Consider the following 13,560-nt stretch of genomic DNA (forward strand, 5'->3'; position numbering starts at 1 on the left):
GTTACCATCGCCGCACGTTTTCGGGCACGTGCATAAAGAAGAGAGGCCGGGATGTACATCTATCGCTTGGTCCTGCTCCTGGTAGTGGGGATTTACCTGTTCTCCCCGGCCATCATGGATTGGTGGATCGACGCCACTGGCGCCTGGTATCGCCCTTATCTGCTCTGGCTGATTCTGATCGTCGTGACCTTCATCCTGCAGAGCCAAAAAGATGCCGATGAGCTTTAGCCTGACCCAGATGATCCTGATCAGCGCCGCGTACCTGGCGGTGCTGTTCGGCGTAGCCTGGGTCAGCGAACGGGGCATGATCCCCCGGGCGATCATTCGCCACCCGCTGACTTACACCCTGTCGCTTGGGGTCTACGCCAGTGCGTGGGCGTTTTATGGCACGGTCGGTCTGGCCTATCAGTACGGCTACGGCTTTCTGTCCAGCTACCTCGGGGTTTCCGGGGCATTTTTGCTGGCGCCGGTGTTGCTGTATCCGATCCTCAAGATCACTCGCACCTATCAGTTATCGTCCCTGGCCGACTTGTTCGCGTTCCGTTTCCGCAGCACCTGGGCCGGCGCACTGACCACGATCTTCATGCTGATCGGCGTATTGCCGTTGCTGGCCTTGCAGATTCAGGCGGTGGCCGACTCCATCGGCATCCTCACGCGCGAGCCGGTGCAGCATCGCGTGGCCCTGAGCTTCTGCGCACTGATTACGCTCTTCACGATTTTCTTCGGCTCGCGCCACATCGCCACCCGCGAGAAGCATGAAGGCCTGGTGTTCGCGATTGCGTTCGAGTCGGTGATCAAGCTGATCGCCATTGGCGGCGTCGGCCTGTATGCCTTGTATGGCGTATTCGACGGCCCGCAACAGCTGGAATTGTGGCTGCTGCAAAACCAGACCGCCCTCGCCGCCCTGCACACACCGTTGCAGGAAGGTCCGTGGCGCACGCTGCTGCTGGTGTTCTTCGCCTCGGCGATTGTGATGCCGCACATGTACCACATGACGTTCACCGAAAACCTCAACCCGCGCTCGCTGGTCAGTGCGAGCTGGGGCTTGCCGCTGTTCCTGCTGCTGATGAGCCTGGCCGTACCGCTGATTCTGTGGGCCGGCCTGAAGCTCGGCGCCACCACCAATCCGGAATACTTCACGCTGGGCATCGGCATCGCCGCCAACAACAAGGCGCTGGCGCTGCTGGCCTATATCGGCGGATTGTCGGCAGCCAGCGGCTTGATCATCGTCACCACCCTGGCGTTGTCCGGAATGGCGCTGAACCATCTGGTGCTGCCGCTCTATCAGCCGCCGGCCGAAGGCAATATCTACCGCTGGCTGAAGTGGACCCGGCGAGCCTTGATCGTCGCGATCATCATGGCCGGTTACGGTTTCTACCTGCTGCTGGGCGCAGAACAGGACCTGGCGAACCTGGGCATCGTCGCCTTCGTCGCCACCCTGCAATTCCTGCCGGGCGTATTGTCGGTTCTGTATTGGCCAACCGCCAACCGCCGCGGCTTCATCGCCGGTTTGCTCGCGGGGATTCTGGTGTGGCTGGTGACCATGCTGCTGCCGCTGGTCGGCAACCTGCAGGGTTTCTACATTCCGCTGTTGAACATGATCTACGTACTGGACGACACCAGTTGGCACATGGCGGCGATCGCCTCGCTGGCCGCCAACGTGCTGATGTTCACCTTGATCTCGTTGTTCACCAACGCCAGCAGCGAAGAGGCCAGCGCCGCCGAAGCCTGCGCCGTGGACAACGTGCGTCGCCCACAACGCCGCGAGCTGCACGCCGCCTCACCCCAGGAATTCGCCACGCAGCTGGCAAAACCCTTGGGCGCGAAGGCCGCACAGAAAGAAGTCGAGCAAGCCCTGCGCGATCTCTATCTGCCGTTCGATGAACGCCGGCCTTACGCCTTGCGCCGTCTGCGCGACCGGATCGAAGCCAACCTCTCCGGCCTGATGGGGCCGAGCGTGGCCCAGGACATGGTCGAGACTTTCCTGCCTTATAAGGCCGGCGGCGAAAACTACGTCACCGAAGACATCCACTTCATTGAAAGTCGGCTTGAGGACTACCACTCGCGCCTGACCGGCCTTGCCGCCGAACTCGATGCCCTGCGCCGCTATCACCGCCAGACCCTGCAAGAATTGCCGATGGGCGTCTGCTCGCTGGCCAAGGACCAGGAAATCCTCATGTGGAACAAAGCCATGGAGGAGCTGACCGGGATTGCCGCGCAGCGTGTGGTCGGTTCGCGCCTGAGCACCATTGCCGATCCGTGGAAACAATTGCTGCAAGGCTTCATCAATCTGCCGGACGAGCATTTGCACAAACAGCACTTGGCCCTCGACGGCCAGACTCGCTGGTTGAATTTGCACAAAGCGGCGATCGACGAACCGCTCGCGCCGGGCAACAGTGGCCTGGTGTTGCTGGTGGAAGACCTGACCGAAACGCAGATGCTCGAAGACAAACTGGTGCACTCCGAGCGTCTGGCCAGCATCGGTCGACTGGCGGCGGGTGTGGCCCATGAAATCGGCAACCCGATCACTGGCATCGCGTGCCTGGCGCAGAACCTGCGCGAAGAGCGCGAGGACGATGGCGAGCTGAAAGAAATCAGCGGGCAGATCCTTGAGCAGACCAAACGCGTGTCGCGCATCGTGCAGTCGCTGATGAGCTTCGCCCATGCCGGCAGCCATCAGCACAGCGACGAGCCCGTCTGTCTGGCCGAAGTGGCCCAGGACGCGATCGGCCTGCTGGCCCTGAACCGACGCAATTTCGAAGTGCAGTTCTACAACCTGTGCGACCCCGATCACTGGGTCGAAGGCGATCCGCAGCGACTCGCCCAAGTGTTGATCAACCTGCTCTCAAACGCCCGTGACGCCTCGCCTCCCGGCAGTGCGGTGCGGGTCAAAAGCGAAGCCGGCGAACACACGGTCGATTTGATCGTGGAAGACGAAGGCAGCGGTATTCCGCAGAACATCATGGACCGATTGTTCGAACCTTTCTTCACCACCAAGGACCCTGGCGAAGGCACCGGTCTGGGCCTTGCACTGGTCTATTCCATCGTTGAAGAGCATTATGGACAAATCACCATCGACAGCCCGGCTGATGTTCAAAGCCAACGCGGCACCCGTATCCGGGTGACCTTGCCGCGTCATGTCGAAGCGACGTCCGCTGTGAACTGAGACCGTCGAGAGTATCGAATCAATGCCGCACATTTTGATCGTCGAAGACGAAACCATTATCCGCTCCGCCTTGCGCCGCCTGCTGGAACGTAACCAGTACCAGGTCAGCGAAGCCGGTTCAGTGCAGGAAGCACAAGAACGCTTCACCATTCCCACGTTCGACCTGATCGTCAGCGACCTGCGTCTGCCGGGCGCGCCGGGCACCGAGTTGATCAAACTCGGCCAGGGCACTCCGGTGCTGATCATGACCAGCTACGCCAGCCTGCGTTCGGCCGTCGACTCGATGAAAATGGGCGCGGTCGACTACATCGCCAAGCCTTTCGATCACGATGAAATGCTCCAGGCCGTCGCACGCATCCTGCGCGATCGTCAATCGGTGCAAGCCAGCGGTGAGCCGGTCACTTCCGGCAAAGCAACCAATGGCGCGGCGAAACCGGGTGTCGATAACAGCAATGGCGAAATCGGCATCATTGGCTCCTGCCCGCCGATGCAGGATCTGTACAGCAAGATCCGCAAAGTCGCGCCGACCGATTCCAATGTCCTGATCCAGGGCGAATCCGGCACCGGTAAAGAACTGGTGGCGCGCGCCCTGCACAACCTTTCCAAGCGTGCCAAGGCACCGATGATTTCGGTGAACTGCGCGGCCATTCCGGAAAGCCTGATCGAGTCCGAACTGTTCGGCCACGAGAAAGGCGCGTTCACCGGCGCCAGTGCCGGGCGTGCCGGTCTGGTGGAAGCGGCCGACGGCGGCACGTTGTTCCTCGACGAAATCGGCGAACTGCCACTGGAAGCCCAGGCTCGCCTGCTGCGCGTATTGCAGGAAGGCGAAATTCGCCGGGTGGGTTCGGTACAGTCGCAGAAAGTTGATGTACGCCTGATCGCCGCCACTCACCGGGACCTCAAGAGTCTGGCGAAAATCGGCCAGTTCCGTGAAGACTTGTACTACCGCCTCCACGTGATCGCCCTGAAACTGCCGGCCCTGCGTGAACGCGGCGCGGACGTCAACGAAATCGCCAATGCCTTCCTGGCGCGGCAGAGCGCGCGGGTCAACCGCACCGACCTGAAATTCGCCCCGGACGCCGAGCAGGCGATTCGTCATTACACCTGGCCAGGTAACGTTCGTGAGCTGGAAAACGCCGTCGAGCGCGCCGTCATCCTGTGCGAGAGCCCGGAGATTTCCGCCGAGCTGCTGGGGATCGACATAGAGCTGAGCGACCTGGAAGACGACGACTTCATCGGCCTGCCGCCACAACAAGGCAGCGCCGCCGGCAACAATAGCCATGAGCCCACCGAAGACCTGTCGCTGGAAGACTATTTCCAGCACTTCGTCCTCGAGCATCAGGACCACATGACCGAAACCGAGCTCGCACGCAAACTCGGCGTAAGTCGCAAATGCCTGTGGGAACGCCGTCAGCGCCTGGGCATTCCACGGCGCAAGACCGGGGTGGCCAGCGAGAGCTGAACCGCACCTGTCTGATGGGTGGGTAACACGTGACATTGTGGAAAAACTGTTACCTCAGGTTTTTCACGTAACAGAAGCCGGGGCTTACGGTAACGAAGCCCCGGCTTTTTTTGGCCTGGATGAAACCCGCCAAGCGGCCCAACCCCTTGTTTTACTGGGCTTCACAAAAGTTGGCACGCCCCCTGCTATATGTTTGGTACAAGAACAATAACAAGCAACGTACAAGACAATAAAAATAAGACGTATCGACTCACGCACAATAAAAACAAGACGGCGAGAGGCGCAGCTAACTGATTCTTTTGGAGAGGCGTTGTATTTGGGGCGTGCCCCACGACCAGGCCGAGAACAACAAAAACTGTCACAAGACAGAGCCTGAACTGGTTGGATCGCAAGATCACTGCAACACAGCGACCAAAGCAATCCGTTTGCTCTTGGCTCCCGATTGGGAGGGCCATGAAGGATAAGCTTCATGGCGTGGGCACTTAACAAAAACAAAAAGCCCGAATCAATAATAAAAATAGAGCATGCAACTACTTCTTGGGGAGCTTCGGCTCCCCTTGTGGTTTCCGCGATTCAGAAATCGCTCCCTGCAGGTGTAGGAGCGAGCTTGCTCGCGAAAAACCCGAGGGCGGCGTTGGGCATCTGGTTTACGCGTTATCGTTCACGACCATCGCGAGCGAGCTTGCTCCTACAAGCTCACAGCTCAAATCTGCTGTGTCCTACACCATCCCCCGACTAAATGCTAGAATCCCCGCCCATCATGCGGTCATTCTTCGTTATGGCCGAACATTCCTTCAAACAGTGCATCCCATGCTGAAGAAGTTGTTCCAGTCATTCCGTTCTCCCAAGCGTCATACGCAACACATTCGCAGTACGCCTGAAGTGCTCAACAGCGGCCAACATTCGCTGCAAAAGGCCCAATTCAGCCGTTACGCGGTGAATATCGTCGAACGCCTGCAGAACGCCGGTTACCAGGCTTACCTGGTCGGCGGTTGCGTGCGCGACATGCTGCTGGGCATCACGCCAAAAGATTTCGACGTCGCCACCAGTGCCACCCCTGAACAAGTACGGGCCGAATTCCGCAACGCGCGGATCATCGGTCGTCGCTTCAAGCTGGTGCACATCCACTTTGGTCGCGAAATCATTGAAGTCGCGACCTTCCGCGCCAACCACCCGCAAAACGATGAAGAGGAAGACAGCAACCAGTCTTCCCGCAACGAGAGCGGGCGCATCCTGCGCGATAACGTCTACGGCACGCTGGAAGAAGACGCGCAACGCCGCGACTTCACCATCAACGCCTTGTATTACGATCCGGTCAGCGAGCGCATCCTCGACTACGCCAACGGCGTACACGACATCCGCAACCACCTGATCCGCCTGATCGGCGATCCGAAGCAGCGTTACCAGGAAGACCCGGTAAGGATGCTGCGAGCCGTGCGTTTCGCCGCCAAGCTGAATTTTGGCATCGAGAAACACAGCGCCGCCCCGATCCGCGACCTGGCACCGATGCTGCGCGAGATCCCGTCGGCCCGTCTGTTCGAAGAAGTGCTCAAGCTGTTCCTCTCCGGCCATGCCGCGGACACCTTCGAGATGCTGGTCGACCTGCAATTGTTCGATCCGTTGTTCCCGGCCAGTGCCCAGGCGCTGGAATACAACCCGACATACACCCACACGCTGATCAGCGAAGCCCTGATCAACACCGACCTGCGGATCAAGCAGAACAAACCGGTAACCCCGGCGTTCCTGTTTGCTGCTCTGCTATGGCCTGCCCTGCCGGCCCGCGTGTTGCGCCTGCAAGAGCGTGGCATGCCGCCGATTCCGGCGATGCAGGAAGCGGCTCACGAGTTGATTGCCGAGCAGTGCCAGCGCATTGCGATTCCGAAACGCTTCACCATGCCGATCCGCGAGATCTGGGACATGCAGGAACGCCTGCCACGCCGCAGCGGCAAGCGTGCCGACCTGTTGCTGGACAACCCGCGGTTCCGTGCCGGTTACGACTTCCTGCTGCTGCGCGAAAGCGCCGGTGAGCAGACCGATGGCCTCGGTGAATGGTGGACGGACTATCAGGACGCCAACGACAGCGAGCGCCGCGACATGATCCGCGACCTCAGCGGCAAGGACGAAGGCACTGGTGCTCCACGCAAACGCCGCCGCAGCGGTGGCGCCAAACGCAAACGCGCCGCCGGCGCACCGAGCGCTACGGGCGAGTAATCCATGGAACGCATCTACATCGGCATGGGCAGCAATCTGGCTGACCCCGCCGAACAATTGCGCAGCGCCATCGAGGCGCTGGCGCTGTTACCGCAGACCGAACTGGTCGGGGTTTCCGCGTTTTACCAAAGCGACTCACTGCTGCCCGGCCAACCGCGTTACACCAACGCGGTCGCCGCCCTCGACAGCACGCTCCCACCGCTGGAACTGCTGGATGCGCTGCAAGCCATCGAAAATGGACAGGGTCGCGAACGTCTAGAACGCTGGGGGCCACGCACGCTGGATCTGGACATCGTGCTGTTCGGCGAGCGGTTGATCGACGAACCTCGCCTCAAGGTGCCTCACTACCATTTGCAGGAACGAGCTTTCGTTCTCTATCCACTGGCCGAACTGGCGCCTGCGGATTTGCGTCTGGCTGATGGCCGCAGCCTGAGTGATTTGCTCGCTGCCTGCCCGTTCGTCGGCCTGGAACGCCTCTCCCAAAATTGACAAAAATCCCCTGTGGGAGCGAGCCTGCTCGCGATAGCGGTCCGTCATTCAGCATTGATGCTGGCTGATCCACCGCCATCGCGAGCAGGCTCGCTCCCACATTGGTTTTGTGTCGACATCAGATCGGTCGTTGCTGAATCGCATCAGTTACCCCGGTAACACCCCACGCGTAACAACGCGGTAACACACGCAATTGACTTCCCGAGTTCTCCTCACGACTATAGGCGTCCCGCTGCCGCCAACACGGCATTACAGGGCGCAATCCAGGCCTTAAAAGCACGACAACAGACCGTGCGCCTGTATTTAACGAAGAATCACGCGCGTTACTCGCAGTAGTTTCCACAGCGCCTGAATGAGGACTTTTTCATGCCAGCCATCACCCTGACCACTCTGCAAGGTCTCAAGCAAAAAGGTGAAAAAATCACCATGCTGACCTGCTATGACGCGACCTTCGCCCACGCCTGCAATGAGGCGGGTGTCGAAGTGCTGCTGGTGGGCGACTCCCTCGGCATGGTTCTGCAAGGTCACGACAGCACCCTGCCGGTCACCACCGCGGAAATGGCTTACCACGTGGCAGCGGTCAAACGCGGCAACACCGACGCGTTGATCCTCGCCGACCTGCCCTTCATGGCCTACGCCACCACCGAACAAGCCATGACCAACAGCGCCCTGTTGATGCAGGCCGGTGCGCACATGGTCAAGGTCGAAGGCGCGCTGTGGCTGGCGGACTCGATCCGTCTGCTGGCCGAGCGCGGTATCCCGGTGTGCGCGCACATGGGGTTGACGCCGCAATCGGTGAACATCCTGGGCGGCTACAAGGTCCAGGGTCGCAACGAAAACCAGGCGCGGCAGATGCGCGCCGATGCGATCGCCCTGGAGCAGGCCGGCGCGGCCATGCTGCTGCTCGAATGCGTGCCGAGTGAACTGGCGCAGGAAATCACCCAAGCGGTGAAAATCCCGGTTATCGGCATTGGTGCCGGCAGTGCCACTGACGGCCAGGTCCTGGTTCTGCACGACATGCTCGGCCTCTCCATCACCGGCCGGGTACCGAAGTTCGTGAAAAACTTCATGACCGGGCAACAGAACATTCAAGCGGCGCTTGGCGCGTACGTCTCCGAAGTCAAAGCAGCCACTTTCCCTGGTATCGAACACGGATTCTCTGCATGAACACCGTAAAAACCGTACGTGAACTGCGGGCCGCCGTGGCCCGTGCCCGCGGCGAAGGCAAGCGCATCGGCTTCGTGCCGACCATGGGCAACCTGCACAGCGGGCATGTCGCGCTGGTGACCAAAGCCACCCAACGGGTGGACTTTGTGGTCGCGAGCATTTTCGTCAACCCGCTGCAATTCGGCGCCGGCGAAGACCTCGACAAATACCCGCGCACCCTCGCGGCCGATCAGGAAAAACTGCTGCAAGCCGGTTGCCACCTGCTGTTCGCGCCGACCGTCGAAGAAATGTACCCCGACGGCATGGCCGGCCAGACCCGCGTCAGTGTTCCGCAACTGTCCGAAGGCTTGTGCGGCGCCAGCCGTCCCGGGCATTTCGAGGGCGTCGCAACCGTCGTCAGCAAGCTGTTCAACATGGTCCAGCCAGACCTGGCGATCTTCGGCGAGAAAGACTTCCAGCAACTGGCGGTGATCCGCGCGCTGGTGCATGACCTGAACATGCCGATCCAGATCATCGGCGAACCGACAGTGCGGGCGGCCGATGGTCTGGCGCTGTCGTCGCGCAACGGTTTCCTCAGCGAAGAGCAGCGGGCCGTTGCGCCGGTGGTCTATCGCACCCTGAACCAGATCAGTGACGCGATCAAACAGGGTGAGCGGGATTTCCCGGCGCTGATTGGCGCCCAGATCAAGCAGCTTGAAGCCGCGGGCCTGCGCCCTGACTACCTGGAAATCCGCCATGCGCAGACGTTGCGCCCGGCCACCGCGCAAGATCGCGATCTGGTGATTCTGGTCGCGGCGTTCCTCGGTACGACGCGGTTGATCGACAACCTGCACCTGAACCTCGATACGCCCACCTAAACACAACAAAACAAATATGGGAGCGGGCTTGCTCGCGAAGGCGGCGTGTCAGTCAGCATCAGTATTGACTGACACACCGCCTTCGCGAGCAAGCCCGCTCCCACATTTGATCTGCAACAGTTTCCAACCTGCTTGTTCCAAATTCCTCCCGTTTGTCGGCCCGCCTCTACTTTAATGTTAAAAAAGTACAGGTAAGGGGTCAGACAAAGTCAAGACAGATTGCAGCGCGAGGGTTACTGTATTCGCCCTGTGTCATCAAATCGTGTCGACGCAGTTGACCGGACGCCCAACCGCAGCGCTCCGGTATTTTTAGTGTTCAAAAGGCCGTTCAAGTAAAAAGGAAACCCGCAGCGATGGCGTACTACCGCACTCCTCACGATGTGACCGCTCTGCCCGCCTGGCAAGCGTTGAATGACCACCGCCAAGCCATGCAGGATTTCAGCATGCGCGAAGCCTTCAATGCCGACCCGCAGCGCTTTACCCAATTCACCCTCAGCAGCTGCGGCCTGTTTCTCGATTATTCGAAAAACCTGATCAACGCCGAGACCCGCAATCTGCTGGTGGGCCTGGCCAACGAAGTCGACCTCAAGGGCGCGATCAAATCGCTGTTCGAAGGCGAAATCGTCAACTCTTCCGAAGGTCGCCCGGCCCTGCACACGGCGCTGCGTCGCCCGGTCGGCGACAAGCTGTCGGTCAATGGCGTCAACGTGATGCCTGAAGTGCACAAAGTGCTGAACCAGATCACCGACCTTGTGGGCCGTATCCACGACGGTCTGTGGCGCGGTTACACCGAGAAGCCGATCACCGACGTGGTGAACATCGGCATCGGTGGTTCGTTCCTCGGCCCTGAGCTGGTGTCCGAAGCGCTGTTGTCCTACGCCCAGAAAGGCGTGCGCTGTCACTACCTGGCGAACATCGATGGCAGTGAGTTCCACGAACTGACCATGAAACTGCGCGCCGAGACCACGCTGTTCATCGTTTCGTCGAAATCCTTCAACACCCTCGAAACCCTGAAGAATGCCCAGGCCGCACGCGCTTGGTATCTGGCTCAGGGTGGTTCGGAAGCCGAGCTGTATCGTCACTTCATCGCCGTATCCAGCAACAATGCGGCGGCCGTGGCGTTTGGTATCCGCGAAGAGAACATCTTCCCGATGTGGGACTGGGTCGGCGGGCGTTACTCGCTGTGGTCGGCCATCGGTTTGCCGATTGCCCTGGCCATCGGCATGTCCAACTTCAAGGAACTGCTGTCCGGTGCCTACACCATGGACCAGCACTTCCAGAGCGCGCCGTTCGAACAGAACATGCCGGTACTGCTGGCCTTGCTCGGCGTCTGGTACGGCAACTTCTGGGGCGCGCAAAGCCACGCGATCCTGCCGTATGACCATTACTTGCGTAACATCACCAAGCACTTGCAACAGTTGGACATGGAATCCAACGGCAAGAGCGTGCGCCAGGACGGTACACCCGTGTCCACCGACACCGGTCCGGTCATCTGGGGCGGCGTGGGTTGCAACGGTCAGCACGCCTATCACCAGTTGCTGCACCAAGGCAGCCAACTGATCCCGGCCGACTTCATCGTGCCGATCGTCAGCTTCAACCCGGTGTCCGACCACCACCAGTGGCTGTACGCCAACTGCCTGTCCCAAAGCCAGGCATTAATGCTCGGCAAGACCCGCGCCGAGGCTGAAGCCGAGTTGCGCGACAAGGGCATGAGCGAAGAAGACGTACAGAAACTCGCGCCACACAAGGTGATCCCGGGCAACCGTCCGAGCAACACCCTGGTGGTCGAGCGCATCAGCCCACGTCGCCTCGGCGCACTGGTGGCGATGTACGAACACAAAGTCTTCGTGCAAAGCGTGATCTGGGGCATCAACGCCTTCGACCAATGGGGCGTGGAGCTGGGCAAAGAGCTGGGCAAAGGCGTCTACAACCGCCTGGTCGGCAGCGAAGAAACCCCGGCTGATGATGCATCCACTCAAGGCCTGATCAACTACTTCCGCGGCCGTCACCGCGGGTGATCTGAAACCCGTTCTCGCAGGTCAACACTGATCTTTGTGGGAGCGGGCTTGCTCGCGAAAGCGGTGGTTCATTCGGCATCTATGTTGACTGACCCACCGCTTTCGCGAGCAAGCCCGCTCCCACATTGGTTTGTGTCTGGCTTGAACCCTTTCGCTACTCGGCGCATCTTTATCTTTGTCGCAAAACAAGAATAAGGAACCGTCATGTTCGATATCAGCACGTTCCCCAAAGCCGATGCCGTCCGCCGGGCTGCACAACTGAGTCAAGACGACTATCAGCGCCTGTACCGTCAATCCATCGAGCACCCCAGTACCTTCTGGGCTGAGCAGGCCACGCGCTTTCTCGACTGGAGCACACCGTGGCAGACCGTCCAGCGCTATGACCTGAAAACCGGCGAAGCCAGCTGGTTTGCTGGCGGTCAGTTGAACGTCAGTTACAACTGCATCGACCGCCACCTGGAAAAACGCGGCGATCACATCGCGATCATCTGGGAAGGCGACGACCCGGCCGAATCCGCGCAAATCACCTACAACAAACTTCATCACAACGTCTGTCGCCTGGCCAACGTGCTCAAAAGCCGTGGCGTGAAGAAAGGCGACCGCGTGTGCATCTACATGCCGATGATCCCCGAAGCCGCCTACGCCATGCTCGCCTGCACGCGGATCGGCGCGGTGCATTCGGTGGTGTTCGGCGGTTTCTCCCCGGACTCCCTGCGCGACCGGATTCTCGACGCCGATTGCCGCACCGTGATCACCGCCGATGAAGGCGTGCGCGGCGGCAAATTCGTGCCGCTCAAACAGAACGTCGACAAGGCGCTGCAAAGTTGCCCGGACGTCAGCACGGTGGTGGTGGTCGAGCGCACCCAAGGCGAGGTGAACTGGGTCGAAGGCCGCGACCTCTGGTATCACCAGGCGCTGCGCGACGTCAGCGACGATTGCCCGCCCGAGCCGATGGACGCCGAAGACCCGCTGTTCATCCTCTACACCTCCGGCAGCACCGGCAAACCCAAAGGCGTGCTGCACACCACCGGCGGCTATCTGCTGCAAGCGGCCATGACCTTCAAGTACGTGCTCGACTACCGCGACGGCGAAGTATTCTGGTGCACCGCCGATGTCGGCTGGGTCACCGGGCACAGCTACATCGTTTACGGCCCGCTGGCCAATGGCGCCACCACGTTGATCTTCGAAGGCGTACCGAGTTATCCGAATTGCTCGCGCTTCTGGCAGGTGATCGACAAGCACCACGTCAACATCTTCTACACCGCCCCCACCGCCCTGCGCGCCCTGATGCGCGAAGGCCCCGAACCGTTGAAGGAAACATCCCGCGAGAGCCTCAGATTACTCGGCAGTGTCGGTGAGCCGATCAACCCGGAAGCGTGGGACTGGTACTTCAATGTGGTCGGCGAACAGCGTTGCCCGATCGTCGACACCTGGTGGCAGACCGAAACCGGCGGCATCATGCTCAGCCCGCTGGTGAGCGCGCAACGGATCAAACCCGGCTGCGCCACACAACCGATGTTCGGCGTGCAACCGGTGCTGCTCGATGAGCAAGGCAAGGAAATCAAAGGCGCCGGCAGCGGCATACTGGCGATCAAATCCAGCTGGCCGGCGCAGATCCGCACGGTGTACGGCGACCCGCAGCGCATGATCGACACCTACTTCAAGCCCTACCCCGGTTATTACTTCACCGGCGACGGTGCACGTCGCGATGAAGACGGCGATTACTGGATCACCGGGCGTATTGACGACGTGATCAACGTCTCCGGGCACCGCATCGGCACCGCTGAAGTGGAAAGCGCCCTGGTGCTGCACGACAGCATCGCCGAGGCCGCCGTGGTCGGTTATCCCCACGACGTCAAAGGACAGGGCATCTATGCCTTCGTCACACCGATGAACGGCACCGATCCTAACGATGATCTGAAGAAAGAATTGCTGGCCCACGTCAGCAAGGAAATCGGCAGCTTCGCCAAACCGGACTTGATCCAGTGGGCGCCGGCCTTGCCGAAAACCCGTTCGGGCAAGATCATGCGGCGGATTCTGCGCAAGATCGCCTGCAACGAACTGGACAGCCTGGGTGATACCTCGACCCTGGCCGACCCGAGCGTGGTACAAGGCCTGATCGATAAACGCTTGAACCAATAACGTTTGCCCCTGTTGACCTGACCGCCCTTGTAGGAGCGAGGCTTGCCC

The 13,560-nt window shown here is 60.3% G+C and carries 9 protein-coding genes; all 9 read left to right on the forward strand.

Features of this window, described 5'->3' with window-relative positions; translation table 11 throughout:
* Positions 1 to 51: 51 nt before the first annotated feature.
* Complete coding sequence (locus tag ACA057_RS26775; protein ID WP_003176118.1) at positions 52 to 228, forward strand: hypothetical protein; 177 nt, start codon at positions 52 to 54, stop codon at positions 226 to 228.
* Complete coding sequence (locus ACA057_RS26780) at positions 212 to 3,166, forward strand: sensor histidine kinase (protein WP_497343692.1); 2,955 nt, start codon at positions 212 to 214, stop codon at positions 3,164 to 3,166. The genes ACA057_RS26775 and ACA057_RS26780 overlap by 17 nt, the downstream gene beginning before the upstream one ends.
* A 22-nt stretch (positions 3,167 to 3,188) precedes the next feature.
* The gene (locus tag ACA057_RS26785) at positions 3,189 to 4,628 is read left to right on the forward strand and encodes a sigma-54-dependent transcriptional regulator (protein WP_497343694.1); all 1,440 of its coding nucleotides are present in this window, start codon (positions 3,189 to 3,191) and stop codon (positions 4,626 to 4,628) included.
* 810 nt (positions 4,629 to 5,438) lie between these two features.
* The gene (locus ACA057_RS26790; protein WP_401361957.1) at positions 5,439 to 6,839 is read left to right on the forward strand and encodes a polynucleotide adenylyltransferase PcnB; all 1,401 of its coding nucleotides are present in this window, start codon (positions 5,439 to 5,441) and stop codon (positions 6,837 to 6,839) included.
* A gap of 3 nt (positions 6,840 to 6,842) precedes the next feature.
* Positions 6,843 to 7,328: a 2-amino-4-hydroxy-6-hydroxymethyldihydropteridine diphosphokinase gene (folK, locus tag ACA057_RS26795; protein ID WP_497343696.1), complete on the forward strand. Its 486-nt coding sequence runs from the start codon at positions 6,843 to 6,845 to the stop codon at positions 7,326 to 7,328.
* A gap of 366 nt (positions 7,329 to 7,694) precedes the next feature.
* On the forward strand, positions 7,695 to 8,495 hold the full coding sequence (panB, locus tag ACA057_RS26800) for a 3-methyl-2-oxobutanoate hydroxymethyltransferase (RefSeq protein ID WP_497343698.1): 801 nt from the start codon (positions 7,695 to 7,697) through the stop codon (positions 8,493 to 8,495).
* Complete coding sequence (gene panC / locus ACA057_RS26805; protein ID WP_497343700.1) at positions 8,492 to 9,352, forward strand: pantoate--beta-alanine ligase; 861 nt, start codon at positions 8,492 to 8,494, stop codon at positions 9,350 to 9,352. The genes panB and panC overlap by 4 nt, the downstream gene beginning before the upstream one ends.
* 353 nt (positions 9,353 to 9,705) lie before the next feature.
* Positions 9,706 to 11,370: a glucose-6-phosphate isomerase gene (gene pgi / locus ACA057_RS26810; RefSeq protein ID WP_401361944.1), complete on the forward strand. Its 1,665-nt coding sequence runs from the start codon at positions 9,706 to 9,708 to the stop codon at positions 11,368 to 11,370.
* A 204-nt stretch (positions 11,371 to 11,574) separates the two neighbouring features.
* A complete protein-coding gene (gene acs / locus ACA057_RS26815) occupies positions 11,575 to 13,512 on the forward strand; it encodes an acetate--CoA ligase (RefSeq protein WP_497343702.1) in 1,938 nt (645 codons plus the stop codon).
* The last annotated feature ends 48 nt before the right edge of the window (positions 13,513 to 13,560 follow it).

The organism is Pseudomonas sp. LBUM1661 (assembly GCF_059695925.1).